Below are 17,518 nucleotides of genomic sequence, written 5' to 3'. Positions count from 1 at the left end.
CTACCTCCATCCCCGCCTCATCGCCGCCTCGGTGATCGGGAAGACGCCCCCAAGGGGCGTACACCGGGATTCCTCCCCGCGCGCCCGCCCGGTACCGTGGGCACGGTCCCCGAACCGGCACGGCCGGTCGGTGAGGGAGACCGGGGCCACCCGGGCAGCGACATCGCCCGGCCCCAGCACGGCCAGGCCGGAAAGCTGGCACGACCCCTGGCGGAAGGTCGTCGGTGGAGTCGCGTCCGTGCAAAGCTGGCACGGCCGCATCGATGAGGAGGCGCGTATGACGTCCGAGGGGCAGCACGCCGGTCAGCCGGCCGAGGCCACGTCGGGCGGACCCACGTCAGGCGGTTTCCCGCCCGACGCCGACGCACAGCGGATCGCCGGTCGGGCCTCGGCCCAGCCGCCCGCTGAGGGCTTCCCCAATTCGTATGGTCCGCCGCCTGCTTCCACTCCTGGCGGGGGCTCGCCGTTCGTCGTGCCCGCCGTCTCCACCTTCGGCGCCGGCTCCGGTCAGGGCGGCACCTCGTACGGGTCCGCTCGTGTGCCACAGTCCGAGGCCTCGCCCTACGGTTCGGTCTCACCCGAGGGTTCCGGCACCGCGTCGCCCTACGGTTCGGTCTCGCCGTCACCGGGGGCATACGGGCAGCCCGGCACCCCGCCGCCGCCCTATGGCGCAGCCCCGGCCTCCGGTCCCGTCCCCGCCTCCGGTCCCGTCCCGGCCTCCGGCGCCGCGTCCGTCCCGGCCCCCGCGCCGTTCGACGCCGGCCCGCCGCAGTCGTCGTCGTGGGCCCCGTCCGGTTCGGCGACCCCGCCGGCCTCGTCGTTCGGCGGCTCCGGTTCCGGCTTCCCGCCACCCGGCGGTGCTGCCGCGCCCGAGGCATCACCCGGCGCCCGGCTCACCACCAGCGGGCTGCCGACGCGGACCCCCGGTGCCACCGCGCCCGAGGACGGCGGTCTCGGCCGATCGTTCTCCGCCTTCGGCGACCAGCCGGTCCGCGTGCCCGGCGCCAGCCTCTCCGACCTGCCGGACAATTCGGCTCCGGGCGCGTTCAGTGCCGGCCCGGCACAGAACAGCTGGATGCAGAACGTCCGCACACCCGACACTCCGGCCGACGCGGCCGCCCAGCAGCCGGCCAGCACCACGTTCCCGTCCCGGCGCGGCGAGGGCGGCGGTTTCCCGCTGCGCGCACCCGCCGGCCCCGGTGTCGAGTCACCCTCCGGCAGCCAGCCCAGCCTCGACCTGCCGGTCCGCGGCCAGCAGCCGTTCAACGGCCCCGCCGACCCGGCTCGCGGCGGTTCGTTCCCCCCTGCTGGTGACGTCCCGGCTTTCGGTGGCGGCGCTTTCCCGCCTCCGGCATCCGGTGGCGGCGCCTTCCCGCCTCCTCCGTCCAGCGGCGGTTCCTTCCCACCGCCGGGTGGCGGTTCCTTCCCGGCCCCGGCCTCTGGTGGCGGTTCCTTCCCGCCTCCCGGCAGCGACTCCTTCCCGCCCGCGGCTGGCAGCTCTTTCCCGTCACCGGGCGGGGACTCCTTCCCCCCTGCCGGCGGCAGTTCCTTCCCGCCACCGGGTGGCAGTTCCTTCCCGGCCCCGGGTGGCAGTTCCTTCCCGGCCTCCGGCGGCGACTCCTTCCCGCCCTCCGGCGGCGACTCCTTCCCGCCTCCGGCCGACGGTGGCAGGGCCTTCCCGCCCCCGGGTGACGCTCCGGTCCAGGGCGGCAGCGCTTTCCCGCCTGCCGGTGACGCTCCGGGCTTCGGTGGTTCCTTCCCGGCTTCGGGCGACGCCCCGGCCTTCGGTGGTGGCTCGTTCCCGGGTGCGCCGGAGGCCTCGGCCGGCCCGCGCGACGGTGACGACCCGCAGGTGTCCGCAGCCGGATACCCGCAGCGGGTCCCCGGCGCGGCTCTCTCCTCCGGCGGCGCTCTCCCGGACCCGGCCGACGACCAGCAGGGCGGCTCGTCGGTCCCGCAGCCGCGCGACCCGGCGAAGAAGCCCGCGGTCGGCTCGGCCCGCCCCGTCACCGCCAGCGCGTCGGTGCCCGGTGTGCGGGTCACTCCGGCCGAGGCCGCCGAGATTCCGCCGCCGTCCAACGCCGCACCGCAGGCCAGGGTCTATGGTCGTCCGGCCGCCCCGGCCCCGGAGGAGACCCCGGCGTCCGCGGATGAGTCACCGTCCGGTGGTTTCTCGTCGTCGACTCCCAGCGGCCTGCCCCAGCGGGGAGACAGCGGTTCGGCCACGCCGTATCCGCCGGGCCAGCCCAGCGGCCTGCCGCAGCGGGACGAGAGCCCGTCCGGCGGCTTCCCCCCGGCCCCGACTTCCCCGTTCGGCGGTCCGCCGCAGAGCGAAAGCCCGTCGGGCGGTTTCCCGTCGGCACCCACGTCCCCGTTCGGCGGCCCTGCCCCGCGCAGCGACAGCCCTTACGGCAACGCCCCTCAAGGCGACAGCCCGTTCGGCGCCCCCGCACAGAACGATCCCTTCGGCACGCCCGCACAGAACGATCCCTTCGGCGCTCCCGCGCAGAACGATCCCTTCGGCGCTCCCGCGCAGCAGAACGATCCCTTCGGCGCTCCGGCACAGCAGAAGAGTCCATTCGGCGGGTCTTCCCAGCAGAGCGATCCGTTCGGTGCTCCGGCACAGCAGAACGATCCGTTCAGTGGGTCGCAGCAGGGTGAGAACCCGCTCGGCGGCTTCCCGCCCGCGCCCGCTTCGCCGTTCGGTGGGGCCGCACGTCCGGGCGACAACCCGCTCGGCGGCGCCTCCCAGCAGGGTGGCTTCCCGCCCGCGCCGACCTCGCCCTACGGCGGCCAGCAGGGCGACAACCCGTCCGGTGGCTTCCCGCCCGCGCCGACCTCGCCCTACGGTGGCCAGCAGGGCGACAACCCGTCCGGTGGTTTCCCGCCCGCGCCGTTCGGCGGACAGCAGAGCGACGGCCCGTCTGGTGGTTTCCCGCCCCCGTCGACGACGTTCGGCACCGCGACCCCGTACTCAACGGATGATCGTTTCCAGCCACCGCCCGGCGACGGATCCGGCGGTGCGGGCGGTTTCGGCGCCTCTGGTGGTTCCGGCGGCTTCGGCGCCTCTGGTAACCCCGATGGTCCCGGTGACCTCGGTGGTCCCGGCGGTAGCGGTGCAGGTGGTCCCGGTGGGTTCGGCTCTCCGGGTGGCTTCGGCTCTCCGGGTGTTCCCGGTGGCCCGGGTGTTCCCGGTGGCCCGGGTGCTCCCGGTGTCGCCCCGCAGTCGCCGGCTCGGGCCACCGCCCGCGCCACGGCGAGTGCACGGGTCACCCCGCCGGAGACTCCTCCGGGCGGCGGTTCTCCCTTCGCGATGCCGGGCTCTCCGCAGGTCCCCGGCGACGGCCCGATCACTCCGCCGCCGTTCCCGGTCGCCTCGTCCTTCCCGGCCGGTGGCCCGAGCGGTCAAGGTGGTCTGGGCGGTCACGGTGGCCCGAGCGGTCAAGGCGGTGTGGGCGGTCACGGCGGCCCGAGCGGTCAAGGTGGTCTGGGCGGCTCGAACGGCCCGGGTGGCTTGGGAAATCCGGGCGGCCTGAACGGCCCGGGCGGCCCGGGTGGTCCGGCCATGCCGGGGTCGCCGCAGTTCCCCGGCTCCGGCCCGCAGTTCGGCACACCGGGCGATCACCCGTCCGGCCCGCCGTACAGCGAGTTCACCATGGACGCCAGCGGCCGCGGTGCGGCGCCGGGTGGCTTCCCCGACCAGTTCAACGAGCACACCACCGACGTCTCCGGCCGGGGCAACTCGCCGTATGTTCCGGCGCCCGCTCTGCCCCCGATGCCGGCGGAGCAGCCCGGCGGGATGTACCCGAGTGGCCCGGCCGCCCGTGCCACGGTGACGCCGCCCGGCCCGGAGGACACCACGAGCTGGCCCGGTCCGGCCGAGGAGCAGGGACGGTTCGACCAGTTCAAGGCCGATCCCCCGGCACCGCCGGCGCCGTCGGGCAAGGTGAACGTCCGCACGATCCCGGTGGCTCTGGCCGTCGTCCTGGGTGCGGCGCTGCTGCTCAGCCTGGTGTTCGGCCTGGTCTACCTGATCTCGGGCGATGATTTCAGCGTCTCGCAGGGTGAGTGCGTCAAGCGGGAGGGCACGACCCCCGTGGTGGCTTCGTGCTCGGAGCCGGAGACGTTCCAGGTGGTCTCGATCGTGACGGCCAAGGAGCAGTGCGGTGACGCCTCCCAGCCGTACATCGTGGTTCCGAAGGACGACGGCGACCAGGTCCTGTGCCTGAAGAAGAACGGCTGACCGGATCAGCTGACAAGGGTTTGCCGCGAGAGGCCTCACCGAAAGGTGAGGCCTCTCGCTGTCGAGAAGCCTGGCCGGAGCCCCGCCCGCCGGTGAGGCACCATGGCGGGATGGAATTTCGCGTGCGTGCGCCCGAACTCAAGGGTCGCGGTTGGCTCAACACCGGCGGTAAGGCCCTGACCCTGGCCGATCTGCGCGGAAAAATCCTATTACTGGATTTCTGGACCTTCTGCTGCATTAATTGCCTGCACGTCCTGGACGAGCTGCGGCCGTTGGAGGAGAAGTATGGTGACGCGCTCGTCGTGATCGGCGTGCACTCGCCGAAGTTCGAGCACGAGCGTGACCCGGTGGCACTGGCCGCCGCCGTGGAGCGCTATGGCGTTCATCACCCGGTCGTCGACGACGGTGACATGCACGTGTGGCAGCAGTATGCGGCGAAGGCATGGCCGACTCTGGCCGTGGTGGACCCGGAGGGTTATCTGGTCGCGTCGATGGCCGGCGAGGGTCACGCCGAGGGCCTGTCCCGGCTGATCGACGAGCTGATCACGAAGCACGAGGCGAACGGCACACTGCACCGCGGCGACGGGCCGTATGTTCCGCCGCCCGCTCCGGAGGGTCTGCTGCACTTCCCCGGCAAGGTGATCGAGCTGCCGGGTGGCAATCTGCTGGTCAGCGATTCGGCTCGGCATTCGCTGGTGGAGCTGACCCCGGACGGGGAGACGCTGGTCCGCCGGATCGGCAGTGGCGTCCGTGGCGAGCCGTTCAGTGAGCCGCAGGGCCTGGTCCTGTTGCCGCCGCAGGTCGCGGAGGTGGCCGGTTACGACGTGGTGGTCGCCGACACGGTCCATCACCAGTTGCGCGGCTTCAACACGGCGACGGGTGAGGTGACCCTGGTCGCCGGTTCGGGGCGGCCGTGGCGTTCGGCGGTCGACGACCACGCGCACGACGCGCTCGCCGCCGATCTGTCGTCGCCGTGGGATCTGGCCTGGTTCGACGAGAAGGTCGTCGTCGCCATGGCCGGCATCCACCAGCTGTGGTGGTTCGACCCGATCAAGCGCACGGTCGGCGTCTACGCGGGTACGACGGTGGAGGCGTTGCGTGACGGCCCGATCCCGGACGTGTGGATGGCCCAGCCGTCCGGTCTGTCGGTGAGCGCGGATCAGAAGAAGCTGTGGATCGCGGACAGTGAGACGTCGGCGTTGCGTTACGTCGAGGACGGCGTCATGCACACCGCGGTCGGCCAGGGTCTGTTCGATTTCGGTCACGTGGACGGCCCCGCGACCGAGGCACTGTTCCAGCACCCGCTCGGTGTGGCGGCTCTGGCGGACGGTTCGGTCTTGGTGGCCGACACCTACAACGGCGCGGTCCGGCGTTTCGATCCGGCGGCGGGCGAGGTGTCCACGGTGGATTCCGGGCTGGCCGAGCCGAGTGACGTCCTGCTTCTCGCCGACGGCACGGTGATCGTGGTGGAGTCGGCCGCGCACCGGCTGACCCGGCTCGCTCCCGGCGTGGTCAAGCGGGTCGACGGGGAGCGGCACAAGACCGAGCGGCCGCCGTCACGCCTGGCTCCGGGCGCGGTCACCCTCGACGTGATCTTCACCCCGGCGCCGGGTCAGAAGCTGGACAGCCAGTTCGGCTCGCCGGTACGCTTGGTGGTCTCGGCGTCCCCCGCGGAATTGCTCCTGGCGGGTGAAGGCACAACAACCGAGTTGTCACGAGAAATCGTGCTGAATCCGGATGTACCGAAGGGCGTGCTCCAGGTGGTGGCACAAGCCGCGACCTGCGATGTCGACGCCGAGTTCGGTGCCTGCCACCTGACCCGGCAGGACTGGGGTGTGCCGATCGTGATCGACCCGTCCGCTCCGAGCAGGCTCCCGCTGATCCTCCGCGGCATGGATGCGTGAACTCATCTCCGTCGAGTGACGGATAACGGGCATGAGGACCGACGATGAGCCGGACGACGCCGCGTTGCTCCGCGAGGACTTCGCGGCGTTGTTCGACCGGCATGCTCCACACATCCACCGTTACCTGGCCCGGCGTCTCGGTGATCAGGCGGCCGACGATCTGGTCGCCGAGACGTTCCTGACCGCGTTCCGCCGCCGCGACTCGTTCCGGGCGGACCAGCGCGACGCCCGCCCGTGGCTCTACGGGATCGCCACTCTTCAGGTCGCCCAGCATCGCCGTGACGAGGTCCGGCGGCTGCGCCTGCACCAGGCCGTCCCGGCCGAGCCGGACGCCTCCTGCCACGCCGACCGGGTGGCCGCCGACGTGACCGCGGCCGCCCTGCGGGGCGTACTCACCTCGTCGCTGGCCGATCTCGCCGACGGCGACCGTGACGTGCTGCTCCTGATCGTGCAGGAGGAGCTGACCTACGAGCAGGTCGCGGCCGCGCTCGACATCCCGGTGGGCACGGTCCGGTCGCGCCTGCACCGGGCCCGGAACGTCCTGCGTGCCGCGCTGGGCGGCACCAATCCGTTGAACAGCATCGAGGAGGGGGTTCGTCATGGATGAGATCACGCTGGTCCGGGAGTGGGGCGAGGAGACGCGGCTGCCCTCGGTGGATCGTCTCGCCGCGGCGCGTACCCGGGTGATGTCCGAGATCTCGCCGCCGAGGCGGACCCGCCGGTGGGCATCGCTCCTGGCCGCCGGGGCCGCCGCCGCCATCGCGGCGGTCACCGTCCCGCAGATCGTGACGCCGAGTGCCCAACCGCCCACCCCGGCACCGAGTTCGGCGCAACTCCCGAAGCTGACTCCGGTTGCCGCCTTCCTCGATCAGGCCGCCACCACCGTGGAGAGCGAGCCCGATGTCGTCCCGCGCGGCGACCAGTTCCTCTACCTGCGCTTCATCGAGTGGGACGGCAGTGCCAACGAGGGCTGGCTGTCGATCGACGGCAGGCACGACGGGTGGGGCATCGACCAGGACGGGAAGTATGCGACCATCCCGGGCTGCCCGGCCGGCGACGACTGCAAGGTGATCGTGCGCTACCGGGACGACATGCCGACCGATCCGGAGGCGATGGCCGGATGGCTCCGGAGGGCGGCCCGCGCCGATTTCGGTTCGGACAGCCTGGACGCCGTCACCAAGTTCCTGGGCACGGTATCCACCCGGTACTGGATGCGGCCGGCGCAGCGGGCGGCGCTCTACCGGGCGATCGGCCTGATCGATGGGGTCAGCCTGGTCGAGGGCGTGAAGGACTCACGAGGCAGGGAGGGCGTCGGGGTGGCCTGGGTGCCCACCGGGCAGACCAGCCGGAGCGTGGTCTGGATCTTCGACCCGGAGACCTTCCGGATGCTGGGTACACCGGAATCGAGCATCGACGAGATCGCGCTGGTGGACCGCGCCCGTCAGAAGGCCTGAACCGTCAGGCGTTCGGCGAGCCCGGCCCGGACCGCACGGGCCAGCACCACAGCGCCCGGGGTGTCGCCGTGCAGGCAGATCGACCGCACCCGGCACTCCACCGTGGAACCGTCGACCGCCGTGACGGTGCCGTCCACCGCCATCCGCACGACCCGGGCGACGACCTCGTCCGGGTCGTGCACCAGCGCGTCCGGCCGGGAGCGGGGCACGAGGCGGCCGTCCGGGAGGTAGCCGCGGTCGGCGAAGCCCTCACCGGCCACGCTCAGGCCGGCCTCGGCGGCCCGTACGGCCAGAACCGACCCCGGCTGGCAGAGGACCGGCAGCGCCGGGTCGTAGGCGACGACGGCGGCCACCACGGCGGACGCCTGGAGCTCGTCGACGGCGGCGGTGTTGTAGAGCGCGCCGTGCGGTTTGACGTAGCGCACCCGGTCACCGGCGATCCGGCAGAACGCGTCGAGCGCCCCGATCTGGTAGACGATGTCGTCGCGCAGTTCGTCGTGGGCGTAGTCGATCCGGCGCCGCCCGAATCCGGCGAGGTCGCGGTAGCCGACCTGGGCGCCGATCGCGACGCCCTTCTCGACCGCCTTGCGGCACACCGAGGCCATCGTGGACGGATCCCCGGCATGAAAACCGCAGGCCACGTTGGCCGAGGTCACCACGTCGAGCAGGGCGTCGTCGTCGCCGAGGCGCCAGGCGCCGAAGCCCTCGCCGAGGTCCGCGTTCAGGTCAATCGAGCTCACGGAACCTCACGGTAGTGCCAGGGCGCGCCTGCGCGAGGGGTGTGACGTCGCCGACCACGCCGATCACCGGGTATCCGCCGGTCGTCGGGTGGTCCGCGAGGAAGATGATCGGCTGACCGTCGGCCGGCACCTGGACGGCGCCGAGGGCGACGCCCTCGGAGGGCAATTCGCCGACGTTCGTGCGGGTCAGGGCGTTGCCGGCGAGCCGCGCGCCGACTCGGTTGCTCAACGGGCTGATCTGATACGAGGAACCGAACAGCCCGTGTGACACGAACCAGTCGTCGCGCGGCCCGAGCCGGATCCCGAGCACCAGTTCACCGCCGATCCGAGCCGGCTCGCCGACCAGCGGAGCCCCACCGGACGGGGTGCCGACCGGCAGCGTGACACCGTCGGTGAGGCGGTCCGGCCCGAGCCCGGAGAGGGTGTCCGTGGAGCGGCTGCCGAGCACGGGTTCGACGGCGATCCCGCCGGCCACGGCGACGTAGGACCGCACTCCGCGGCTGGCCCGTCCGATGTCGACGACTCCACCGGCCGGCACCTCGAAGAGCTGCTGTCCGTGCGGTCTCTCGACCGGCCGGCCGTTGACGCCGACCTGGGCGACGGCTCCGGTGACGGCCACCAGTGCCGCCCGGTCGAAGCGCAGGGTGCAGCCGAGCAGGGTGGTCTCCAGTCCGGCGGCGTCGTCGGGGTTGCCGACGAAACGGTTGGCGAGCCGCAGGGCGGGTTCGTCGAGCGCGCCGGAGCGGGGTACACCGAGGTGCGCGTATCCGGGCCGGCCCAGGTCCTGCACGGTGGTGAGCGGACCGGCCCGCAACACGGTGATCATGCCGCCACCAGCCGGACGCGAGTCCCGGGCGTCAGGAGTGCGGGCTGCTCCCGCCGTACATCGAAGAGGTTTTGATCGGTGTGACCGACGAGCCGCCACCCGCCCGGGGAGGCCGTGGGGTAGATGCCCGCGTAGCCGCCGGCGAGTGCGACCGCGCCGGCCGGAACGCGAGGCCGCGGAGCGGCGAGCCGGGGGACCGCCCATGCGTCCGGAAGACCTCGCAGATAGGCGAAACCAGGGGCAAAGCCGGAGAAGGCGACGTTGAGCGGTGTTTCGACCAGGCGCTGGACGGCTTCGCCGGTGGTGACGCCCCAGAGGGCGGCGACGGGTTCGAGATCCTCGCCGTCGAAGACCGTCCGGATCTCCACGAGGGGCCCTTCGGACTGAATTTCTCCGGGTGACGGCTCCCACTGAGCGAGGAGTTCCGCGGTGCCGGGAGCCACCCCGTCCAGCAGGAGCGTGCGGGCGCCGGGCACGATCTCGACCGCTTGCAGCTCACCGATTTCGCGGCGTCTCCACAGCTCAGCGCGCCAGTCCTCGACTCGGTCGGCATCATCGCACTCGATCAGTAGCCCGGCAGCTCCCACCCGTCGTATCTTCATGTGGAAATCATCCGGCAGCGTCAACCGTATCCGGCATCACTACCCTCCAGTAACCTACGGTGCCGTAACCTGGAACGCGTGACGACCTCAGCCCCGTTCCGGATGAAGCCGACCGACCTCGGCAAGCCGCGACTACGCGGCCGGTTGCATCAGTACGCATTCTTTGTCGCACTCGTCTGCGGCATCGTGCTCAGCTCGATAGCGCTGAGCCGTCCCGGCTACTCACCGTTCATCAGCTGTCTGATCTACAGCATCACGGTGTGCGGGCTCTTCGGCACCAGCGCGCTCTATCACCGCAGGGTGTGGACCGAGCGTGGGTACCAGATCATGCGCCGCGCGGACCATTCGATGATCTTCATCTTCATCGCCGGCAGTTACACACCGTTCTGCGTCCTGCTGCTTGAGGGCACCCAGCAGGTCGTCCTTCTCAGCCTGGTCTGGGGCGGCGCGCTCGGCGGTGTCGCACTGAAGATGGTCTGGCCGCACCTGCCCCGCTGGGCGGGTGCCCCGCTCTACGTGGCGCTCGGCTGGGTCGCGGTCGCGATCATCCCCGAGGTGCTGCACGTGGGTGGCGTCACCTGCCTGGTGCTGCTGCTGGTGGGCGGTGCCATCTACACGATCGGCGCGGTCTTCTACGCGCTGCGGCGGCCCAACCCGTGGCCGACCGTTTTCGGTCACCACGAGTTCTTCCACGCCTGCACGCTCGTCGCGGCGATCTGCCACCACATCGCCGTCTACTTCGCTCTGTACGCCTGATCCTCCCTATGAAGATGCCCCGGGCCTTGGCCCGGGGCATCGTTCGTCAGGAGTACGCCGGGGGAGGCGGCGGCGGGACGTCGTCGCGGCGGACCTCGCGGTACTCGGAGGTGTAGCCCGCCCCGGCGACCGGCGCCTGCGTGCGGGTGACCACGGTACGGCGACGGCTGCTCCAGAACGACAGCGTGATGACCAGGCCGACCAGGCCGGCCAGCATCAGGATCCAGCCGATCACGCCGATGTCCAGTCCACTGATGTCCGCCTCCACGGCGAACGCCAGGATCGCCCCCAGAGCGAGCAGAAAAATGCTTGCACCGATGCCCATCGGACCCTCCTCGGGTGTCCGCCCGGCCGTGCGAGCCCGCTCGACCGTGATGAATGCGTTGATCGAGCGTTTACCCGCACGCGTCCAATCCCAATCAGGCAAGCTGTACCGATGACCACGCGGACGCTCATCCTGCTGCGCCACGCCAAGGCGGAGATCCCCGGCGACTTCGACGACTACGACCGTGCACTCAGCGAGCGTGGCGGCCTCGACGCCGACGCGGCCGGCGCGTGGCTCGTCGACGAGCGGCTGCACCCCGATCTGGTGATCTGCTCACCGGCCAAACGCACCCGTCAGACCTGGCAGAACGCGGCGATCGCGCTGGCACAGGGCCGGTCCGGACAGCCCGCGCCCGAGGTGCACTACCCGGATTCGCTCTATCTGGGGCGCAGCGGCGAGGTCTTCGACCTGCTGCACGAGCTTCCGGACACGGTTCGCACGGTGCTGGTCGTCGGCCACAACCCGACGATGTCCGAAGTGTCGGCCCTGCTGCTCCCCGACGATCAGTACACCGGCACGGTGGTCGAGATGAAGACGTCCGGGATCGCCGTCCACACCGGAGACGATCCGTGGACGCAGGTCCAGCCGGGGTCGATGCGGCTGGTCCGCTCGCACACCGCGCGCGGATGAGAAAGGGGCCGGTGACTGTTCGTCGCCGGCCCCTCGCTCGCACCACCGACTACTTGCGGTACCAGGTGCGGTTCATCGTCACGGTCACGTTGCCGACCTTGTCGTAGACGCGGACCAGCACCTTCATGCTCTTCTTCTGCTTGGACGCGTTGAAGCTCAACACGTACCCGGCCTTGGTGTCACGAGCCACGACCTTGCCGTTGATCATCAGCTCGACACGCGAGACGCCACTGGAGTCGGACGCCTTGACGTACACCTTCTGCGTGCCCTTGATCTTGGCCTTGTTCTTCGGGGCCTTGGTGATCGACACGGTCGGTGCCTTGTTGTCAGCGACCACGTAGCGGTTGTAGGTGCGCTTGTCACCGACGTCGTCGGTCAGTTCCCAGGTCAGCTTCAGCGAGCCGCTGTAGTTCCCCGGCCAGACCTTGACCTCGTAGGGCGCGGTGGTGTCGGCGCCGGCGGACTTGCCGTTGACGTAGAGCCGTGCGGAGACCACCCCGGACGGGTCGCTGACCCCGTTGATCCGGCTGGTGAACGAGCCACGGATGATCGCACCGGCATTCGGCGAGATGCTCGTGGCGGTCGGGCCGGCGACATCGACGACGACCTTGCGGACGACCGTGGTGATGTTCCCGTTCACGTCCTCGGCCGTGATGGAGATCGTGCCGGGCGGGGTCGAGCAGAAGCGGTCGTGGATCCAGTCGTTCGACACGCTACGCACGTCGGCGAACCAGTGACCCGTCGCGGCGTCCTTCGTCATCGCCAAGCCGCAGTATCCGATCCGGTTGACCTGCACCGACGTGATGTCGTCACCGGGGACCTCGACCTCCACCCGGACCGGACGGGTGACGTGAGCCCCCTCGGCCGGCGACAGGATCTTCACCTCCGGCACCTCGCCGTCGGCCTTCACCGTCGTCTTGAACTCGTCGGACTGACCGGCGTAGTCGTAGACCTTGGCCGAGATCGGCAGGTCCCCGACGAAACCCTTGGGCGCGGACAGTTGGAGCCGCTTCCCCGTCTGGTACGCCCAGTCGGTGTCGACCAGCTCGCCGTTGACCCGGAACTCGACCCGCTCGATCGCGTGGTCGTCGGCCAGCACCGGATAGATCGTCCGCTTGCTGCTGAAGTTCAGTACCTGCCCGGCCGTCGGCAGGCCGCTGAGCGAGTCGAGGACCGGGGCCTGCTGGTCCTTGGCGCCGAGGCTGTGGAGGAGCCGTGCGGCGTCGAGCACCGGCGCGTTCCAGGCCGGGTAACCGACAGCCTGGGAGGCGTCGGCGACGATCCGGCTGCGGACCTCTGAGGCGGTCGCGTCCGGCTTGGTCGCGAAGGCCAGGGCCGCCGCACCGGAGACGACAGCGGTGGAGACCGACGGACCGGCCACGAGTTCCTGGACGCCGACCCGGTTGAGCACCTCGGCGCCGTCCGGGCCCGCCACGTCGATCCAGCGGTCGCCCTCGGTGTTGAGCCGGGTCCCGCGGCTGGGCTGACCGTCGTGGGTGACCGAGCCGACCGCGAGGACGGGCTCGATGGCCGCGGGGTACGCCTTCGGCGTCTCGGTCGAGGTGCCGGCCGAGGCGACGACCAGGGCACCCTTGGCCTCGGCGTGCTTGACGGCGTCCTCCAGCAGCTTGCTGGGGGTGTTGCCGCTCAGCGAGAGGTTGATGATTTTCGCACCGTGGTCGGCGGCCCACACGATCCCGGCGCTGACCTCGGAGACCCGGCCCTCGGCCCGGCCGGTGGCGTCGTTGTGGGCCAGGACCCGGATCGGCATGATCTGGCACGACCGGCACACCCCGGTGCCGCCCTTTCCGTTCTCCCGCGCCGCGATGATGTTGGCGATCATCGTGCCGTGGTCGTCGTCATCGGTGGCGATCTCGTCACCGTCGACGAAGTCGTAACCGGCCGTCAGGTCGGCGGCGCCGAGGTCCGGGGTCGTGTTGACTCCCGAGTCGACCACGGCGACCGTGATGTCCGGGCTGCCGGTCGTCCAGGTCCACGCGGACTGGACCTGCTGGCCGCCCCAGTAGTTCCGGTTCATCTGGTCGAGCGGGTCGGCGTCGGCCCGTACCGTCTGGTTGAGCTCTGTGTAACGCACGGCCGAGTCGGTCGCGAGTTTGCCGGTGACCGTGTCCACGTCGCTGTCGAGGACCTCGACCCGCAGCGCGTTGAGCCCCGGGATCGGATCGCTCTTCCGGACGGCGTCACCGAGGCCGGCGAGCACCGCGGCCGTGTCGGCGCCGTCGGTGAGAGCGACGTTGAGCTGTACGGGAAGGGCATCCGCGGCGTACGCCGGTGCCGCCAGCCCTGCCATGAGAAGGGTGGGTATCAATAGGGTAGGCGCGAGTTTTCGCACGATTCGTCCCCCGAACCGAAGATCGTCAATGCTCCGCATGCTATGGCGACGATCGAGGGCCGGTCTCTCCACAAAAGATGCCAACTTCCGTCCACGGACGACCGGGCACACGAAAAGACGAGGGCCGGCGGACGTCATTGTCCGCCGGCCCTCGTCTTTTTCAGGAGAGTGGGAAAAGCTTGATCAGAACGCGTCCTCGTCCAGGTCCATCAGGTCGAGGGTGGTGTTCTCGATGATCCGGCGGTCGGCGCCGATCCGCGGCAGGATCTCCGCGACGAAGAAGCGGGCCGCGGCCACCTTGCCGGTGTAGAACTTCTTGTCCGCCTCGGAGACCTCGCCGTTCAGCGCGGTCAGGGCGACCTCGGCCTGGCGCAGCAGCAGCCACGCGAGGACCACGTCACCGAGCGCGAGCAGGATCCGGCGCGAGCTCAGGCCGATCTTGTAGAGCTCACGGGACTCGCCGTTGCCGACGGCCTGCAGCCAGCCCAGCGTGATGCCCAGGATGTTCTGCATCTCGGTGAGCGCCTTGCCGAGGGCGAGCCGCTCGTTCTTGAGCTGACCGTTGCCGGCCTCGCTCTCGACGAAGCCCTGGATCTCGGCGGCGACCGTGCCGAGCGTACGCCCGCCGTCCTTGACGATCTTGCGGAAGATCAGGTCGAGGCTCTGGATCGCGGTGGTGCCCTCGTACAGGGTGTCGATCTTCGCGTCCCGGACGTACTGCTCCAGCGGGTAGTCCTGGAGGAAGCCGGAACCACCGAAGGTCTGCAGCGACTCGGCACCGAGCAGCTCGTACGCCCGCTCCGAGCCGACGCCCTTGACCAGCGGAAGCAGGAAGTCGTTGACGTGGCTGGCGATCTTCGCCGACTTCTCGTCGCCGGCGGCCGTCGCGATCGCCACCTTGTCCTGCCAGGTCGCGGTGTAGATGACCAGGGCGCGGAGGGCCTCGGCGTACGACTTCTGGAGCATCAGCGAACGGCGTACGTCCGGGTGGTGGGTGATGGTGACCCGCGGCGCGGCCTTGTCGCCGTTCTGCACCAGGTCGGCACCCTGTACGCGGTTCTTCGCGTACTCCAGGGCGTTGAGGTAACCCGTCGACAGGGTGGCGATCGCCTTGGTGCCGACCATCATCCGGGCGTTCTCAATGATCATGAACATCTGCCGGATGCCCTGGTGCACCTCGCCGAGCAGCCAGCCCTTGGCCGGGGTGCCGTGCTCACCGAAGGTCATCTCGCACGTGTTGGAGACCTTGAGGCCCATCTTGTGCTCGACGTTGGTGGCGTAGACACCGTTGCGCTCGCCGAGCTCACCGGTGGCCGGGTCGAAGTGGTACTTCGGCACGATGAAGAGCGACAGCCCCTTGGTACCGGGACCGCCCACGCCCTCGACGCCCACCGGGCGGGCCAGGACGTAGTGGATGATGTTGTCGCTCAGGTCGTGCTCACCCGAGGTGATGAAGCGCTTGACGCCCTCGATGTGCCACGAGCCGTCCGCCTGCGGGATGGCACGGGCGCGACCGGCGCCGACGTCCGAGCCGGCATCCGGCTCAGTGAGGACCATGGTGGAGCCCCACTGCTTCTCGACGAAGAGCTTGGCCCACTCCTTCTGCTCCTCGGTGCCCTCGGTCCAGATGACGTGGGCGAAGGACGGCCCGGACGAATACATCCAGACCGGGGCGTTGGAGCCCAGGATCTGCTCGGCGACGGCCCACACGAGGCTGCGCGGCGCCTGGGTGCCACCGAGACCCGACGGCAGGTCGAGGCGCCAGAACTCGGACGCCATGAAGGTCTCGTAGGACTTCTTGAACGACTCCGGCAGTGGCGCGGTGTTGGTCGCCGGGTCGAAGACCGGTGGGTTGCGGTCCGCGTCGGTGTAGCTGGCGGCAAGATCCTCGCGAGCCAGCCGGTCGACCTCGGCGAGCACGTCTTTCGCCGACTCCAGGTCGAACTCGTCGAACGGCGCCTGGCCGAGCGACTTCTCCGCTCCGAAGACCTCGAACAGGTTGAACTGGAGGTCACGAAGGTTGCTCTTGTAGTGCGTCATGGTGCTTGGCCCCGCTCTCCGGACGCGAGTTACCCGTCAGTAACCCCCACTCTATTACTCATCGGTAGCCACCGACAACCCAGGCAGGGTTTCTGGGCAGACCCACCAGGAAGGGGCGGCAGTCCGTCCGATCGGGTGCTGTCGACACAACCGTTCGGCCATTTGCCTACTTCGACACAGCGATCACGTATCGCAGGCCCCGAATGCTCGTTCTAAGGGATAGACAGCTACGAACAGGGGGGACGCCATGTTCGCCACGCTCAAGAACCTGATCCCGGAGCCGCGCCAGGCCAACCAGCCGCGCAACTACGTCGGGCGGCATCGCCAGCCCGAGCATGTCCCACCAGCTCCAGCGCCGACCTCACCGGCCGCACCGGCCGAGACCGAGGACAGCGCAGCCTGATCAGCTGCCCGCGGCTCCGACTTCCCAGCTCGGCACCGAGACGGCAGCGCCGCCGTCCGGACCGGCGTACTCCAGCAGAACCAACGCGATGTCGTCCTCGAGACGCCCGTGGACCCAGTCGACGAGGGCCGTCTCCAGCGACGCCAGACCGTCCCCGACCGTGCCGTGGCCCAGCAGGCGCCACGCACGGTCGGCGGTCGGGAAGAATTCACCCTCCCGGCGCGCCTCGCCCAGACCGTCGGTGAACAGCAGCAGCCGGTCACCCGGCTCCAGCCGCTCCACCCGCGCCTTCACCTCCGGCATGAACCCGAGCGGTGGTGCCGGCGCCGGCGGCTCCAGCGGAATCACCTGACCCCGGCGCAGGAGCAGCGGCGCCGGATGTCCACAGTTGACGATCGTCAGGGTGCCGCCGCGCTCCTCGACCAGGGCCGCCGTCACGAAGTCCTCGTCGCCGACACTGCGGGCCACCGCCCGGTCCAGGTCCTGCACGATCGACTTCAGATCGGCCCGCTCGTACGCGACGTGCCGGTACGAACCCAGCACGATGCTCGCCAGGCGGACGGCGTCCAGACCCTTGCCCCGCACGTCCCCGATGATGATCCGGACACCGTACGGCGTGTTGAGGGCCTCGTAGAGGTCCCCTCCGATGTCCGCCGCGGCCGTCGCCGAGATGTACCGGCCGGCCACCGCCAGCGCGCCCACCTGCGGTCCGATCGGGCGCAGCACCGCCTGCTGGGCCACCGCCGCGAGACGCAGCAGCTCGCCGATCTTCTCGGATTGCCGCTGGCGGATCGTGGCCCCGGCGGCCGCCACGCCTGTGGCGAGCACCACACCCATCAGATTGACCAGTCCGGCCATCGCCATGCCGTCGCCGGCCGCACCCTCCGGCGGTGCGGCCGCCAAGGCCACGAACAGGGCTCCGACGACCGTGGCGAGCATGCCCGCCCCCAGAACCAGCTGCCAGACCGCGAAGACGGCGGCCACGAACGGCACCGCCGCCAGCAGGCCGACATAGCGCGCCCAGGGGCCGTCTGCCAGCTCCACGGCGGACACGACGGCGAGCAGCACGAGGGCCGCGCCGAGTCCGGCGCGGTTCCCTGGGCTCAGCGGGCGTCGTCCCGCCATGAAAGTAGGCATGGTTCCGCCGAACAGCATGCCCGATCGACCTGTCGTCGGGCATCAACTTGACCCGTAGGCTGAGTCGGTTCTGACCCGACGTAGGTACCGCAGTCATTCGGTCGG

The 17,518-nt window shown here is 70.5% G+C and carries 14 protein-coding genes; 7 read left to right on the top strand and 7 right to left on the bottom strand.

Going from position 1 to position 17,518, the window contains the following annotated elements:
* The first annotated feature begins 277 nt into the window (after positions 1 to 277).
* The 4 genes from ACFO0C_RS14250 to ACFO0C_RS14235 all read left to right on the top strand — a co-directional run bounded on the left by ACFO0C_RS14250 (position 278) and on the right by ACFO0C_RS14235 (position 7,601).
* Positions 278 to 4,243: an LppU/SCO3897 family protein gene (locus ACFO0C_RS14250; protein ID WP_378067068.1), complete on the top strand. Its 3,966-nt coding sequence runs from the start codon at positions 278 to 280 to the stop codon at positions 4,241 to 4,243.
* A 110-nt stretch (positions 4,244 to 4,353) separates the two neighbouring features.
* Entirely contained in the window at positions 4,354 to 6,147 is a 1,794-nt protein-coding gene (locus ACFO0C_RS14245; RefSeq protein ID WP_378067067.1) for an NHL domain-containing thioredoxin family protein, read from the top strand.
* Positions 6,148 to 6,178: 31 nt separating this feature from the next.
* On the top strand, positions 6,179 to 6,754 hold the full coding sequence (locus ACFO0C_RS14240; protein WP_378067066.1) for an RNA polymerase sigma factor: 576 nt from the start codon (positions 6,179 to 6,181) through the stop codon (positions 6,752 to 6,754).
* Complete coding sequence (locus tag ACFO0C_RS14235) at positions 6,747 to 7,601, top strand: CU044_5270 family protein (protein WP_378067065.1); 855 nt, start codon at positions 6,747 to 6,749, stop codon at positions 7,599 to 7,601. Before ACFO0C_RS14240 ends, ACFO0C_RS14235 begins: the two co-directional genes overlap by 8 nt.
* Here the strand turns inward: ACFO0C_RS14235 and ACFO0C_RS14230 are convergent.
* Genes ACFO0C_RS14230 through ACFO0C_RS14220 form a run of 3 tightly spaced genes read right to left on the bottom strand, consistent with a single transcriptional unit; the run spans position 7,589 to position 9,769 of the window.
* Positions 7,589 to 8,332, bottom strand: a complete 744-nt coding sequence (locus ACFO0C_RS14230) for a LamB/YcsF family protein (RefSeq protein WP_378067144.1) — start codon at positions 8,330 to 8,332, stop codon at positions 7,589 to 7,591. The two genes, ACFO0C_RS14235 and ACFO0C_RS14230, sit on opposite strands and share 13 nt — an antisense overlap.
* Positions 8,328 to 9,167, bottom strand: a complete 840-nt coding sequence (locus tag ACFO0C_RS14225; RefSeq protein WP_378067064.1) for a 5-oxoprolinase subunit C family protein — start codon at positions 9,165 to 9,167, stop codon at positions 8,328 to 8,330. Before ACFO0C_RS14225 ends, ACFO0C_RS14230 begins: the two co-directional genes overlap by 5 nt.
* Positions 9,164 to 9,769, bottom strand: a complete 606-nt coding sequence (locus tag ACFO0C_RS14220) for a 5-oxoprolinase subunit B family protein (RefSeq protein WP_378067063.1) — start codon at positions 9,767 to 9,769, stop codon at positions 9,164 to 9,166. Before ACFO0C_RS14220 ends, ACFO0C_RS14225 begins: the two co-directional genes overlap by 4 nt.
* 78 nt (positions 9,770 to 9,847) lie before the next feature.
* Here ACFO0C_RS14220 and trhA point away from each other — a divergent pair, with 78 nt between their 5' ends.
* Positions 9,848 to 10,525 carry a PAQR family membrane homeostasis protein TrhA gene (trhA, locus tag ACFO0C_RS14215; RefSeq protein WP_378067062.1) on the top strand — a complete coding sequence of 226 codons (678 nt, stop codon included), beginning with the start codon at positions 9,848 to 9,850 and terminating at the stop codon, positions 10,523 to 10,525.
* A 46-nt stretch (positions 10,526 to 10,571) separates the two neighbouring features.
* Here trhA and ACFO0C_RS14210 read toward each other — a convergent pair whose 3' ends face one another.
* On the bottom strand, positions 10,572 to 10,850 hold the full coding sequence (locus tag ACFO0C_RS14210; protein ID WP_317789289.1) for a DUF6458 family protein: 279 nt from the start codon (positions 10,848 to 10,850) through the stop codon (positions 10,572 to 10,574).
* Between the two features lie 111 nt (positions 10,851 to 10,961).
* Between ACFO0C_RS14210 and ACFO0C_RS14205 the strand changes: the two genes are divergently transcribed.
* Positions 10,962 to 11,480, top strand: a complete 519-nt coding sequence (locus tag ACFO0C_RS14205) for a SixA phosphatase family protein (protein WP_378067061.1) — start codon at positions 10,962 to 10,964, stop codon at positions 11,478 to 11,480.
* A gap of 49 nt (positions 11,481 to 11,529) precedes the next feature.
* On the opposite strand, the gene ACFO0C_RS14200 is transcribed toward ACFO0C_RS14205, so the two are convergent.
* Both ACFO0C_RS14200 and ACFO0C_RS14195 read right to left on the bottom strand, forming a co-directional pair.
* Complete coding sequence (locus ACFO0C_RS14200) at positions 11,530 to 13,791, bottom strand: S8 family serine peptidase (protein WP_378067060.1); 2,262 nt, start codon at positions 13,789 to 13,791, stop codon at positions 11,530 to 11,532.
* A gap of 225 nt (positions 13,792 to 14,016) precedes the next feature.
* On the bottom strand, positions 14,017 to 15,873 hold the full coding sequence (locus tag ACFO0C_RS14195) for an acyl-CoA dehydrogenase (RefSeq protein ID WP_378067059.1): 1,857 nt from the start codon (positions 15,871 to 15,873) through the stop codon (positions 14,017 to 14,019).
* Between the two features lie 247 nt (positions 15,874 to 16,120).
* Between ACFO0C_RS14195 and ACFO0C_RS14190 the strand changes: the two genes are divergently transcribed.
* Positions 16,121 to 16,276 carry a hypothetical protein gene (locus tag ACFO0C_RS14190; protein ID WP_378067058.1) on the top strand — a complete coding sequence of 52 codons (156 nt, stop codon included), beginning with the start codon at positions 16,121 to 16,123 and terminating at the stop codon, positions 16,274 to 16,276.
* Here ACFO0C_RS14190 and ACFO0C_RS14185 read toward each other — a convergent pair whose 3' ends face one another.
* On the bottom strand, positions 16,277 to 17,431 hold the full coding sequence (locus tag ACFO0C_RS14185) for a PP2C family protein-serine/threonine phosphatase (protein ID WP_378067057.1): 1,155 nt from the start codon (positions 17,429 to 17,431) through the stop codon (positions 16,277 to 16,279).
* Between the last annotated feature and the right edge of the window lie 87 nt (positions 17,432 to 17,518).

The organism is Actinoplanes subglobosus, assembly GCF_042650585.1.
Lineage (GTDB): Bacteria > Actinomycetota > Actinomycetes > Mycobacteriales > Micromonosporaceae > Actinoplanes > Actinoplanes subglobosus.
Note: the sequence above shows the minus strand (reverse complement) of the source record. Positions and strands in the feature narration are given on the sequence as shown.

Coding starts and splice junctions, on each gene's coding strand:
- ACFO0C_RS14250 (WP_378067068.1), top strand. CDS start 278: ATGACGTCCGAGGGGCAGCACGCCGGTCAGCCGGCCGAGGCCACGTCG.
- ACFO0C_RS14245 (WP_378067067.1), top strand. CDS start 4,354: ATGGAATTTCGCGTGCGTGCGCCCGAACTCAAGGGTCGCGGTTGGCTC.
- ACFO0C_RS14240 (WP_378067066.1), top strand. CDS start 6,179: ATGAGGACCGACGATGAGCCGGACGACGCCGCGTTGCTCCGCGAGGAC.
- ACFO0C_RS14235 (WP_378067065.1), top strand. CDS start 6,747: ATGGATGAGATCACGCTGGTCCGGGAGTGGGGCGAGGAGACGCGGCTG.
- ACFO0C_RS14225 (WP_378067064.1), bottom strand. CDS start 9,167: ATGATCACCGTGTTGCGGGCCGGTCCGCTCACCACCGTGCAGGACCTG.
- ACFO0C_RS14220 (WP_378067063.1), bottom strand. CDS start 9,769: ATGAAGATACGACGGGTGGGAGCTGCCGGGCTACTGATCGAGTGCGAT.
- ACFO0C_RS14210 (WP_317789289.1), bottom strand. CDS start 10,850: ATGGGCATCGGTGCAAGCATTTTTCTGCTCGCTCTGGGGGCGATCCTG.
- ACFO0C_RS14205 (WP_378067061.1), top strand. CDS start 10,962: ATGACCACGCGGACGCTCATCCTGCTGCGCCACGCCAAGGCGGAGATC.
- ACFO0C_RS14200 (WP_378067060.1), bottom strand. CDS start 13,791: ATGGCAGGGCTGGCGGCACCGGCGTACGCCGCGGATGCCCTTCCCGTA.
- ACFO0C_RS14195 (WP_378067059.1), bottom strand. CDS start 15,873: ATGACGCACTACAAGAGCAACCTTCGTGACCTCCAGTTCAACCTGTTC.
- ACFO0C_RS14190 (WP_378067058.1), top strand. CDS start 16,121: ATGTTCGCCACGCTCAAGAACCTGATCCCGGAGCCGCGCCAGGCCAAC.
- ACFO0C_RS14185 (WP_378067057.1), bottom strand. CDS start 17,431: ATGCTGTTCGGCGGAACCATGCCTACTTTCATGGCGGGACGACGCCCG.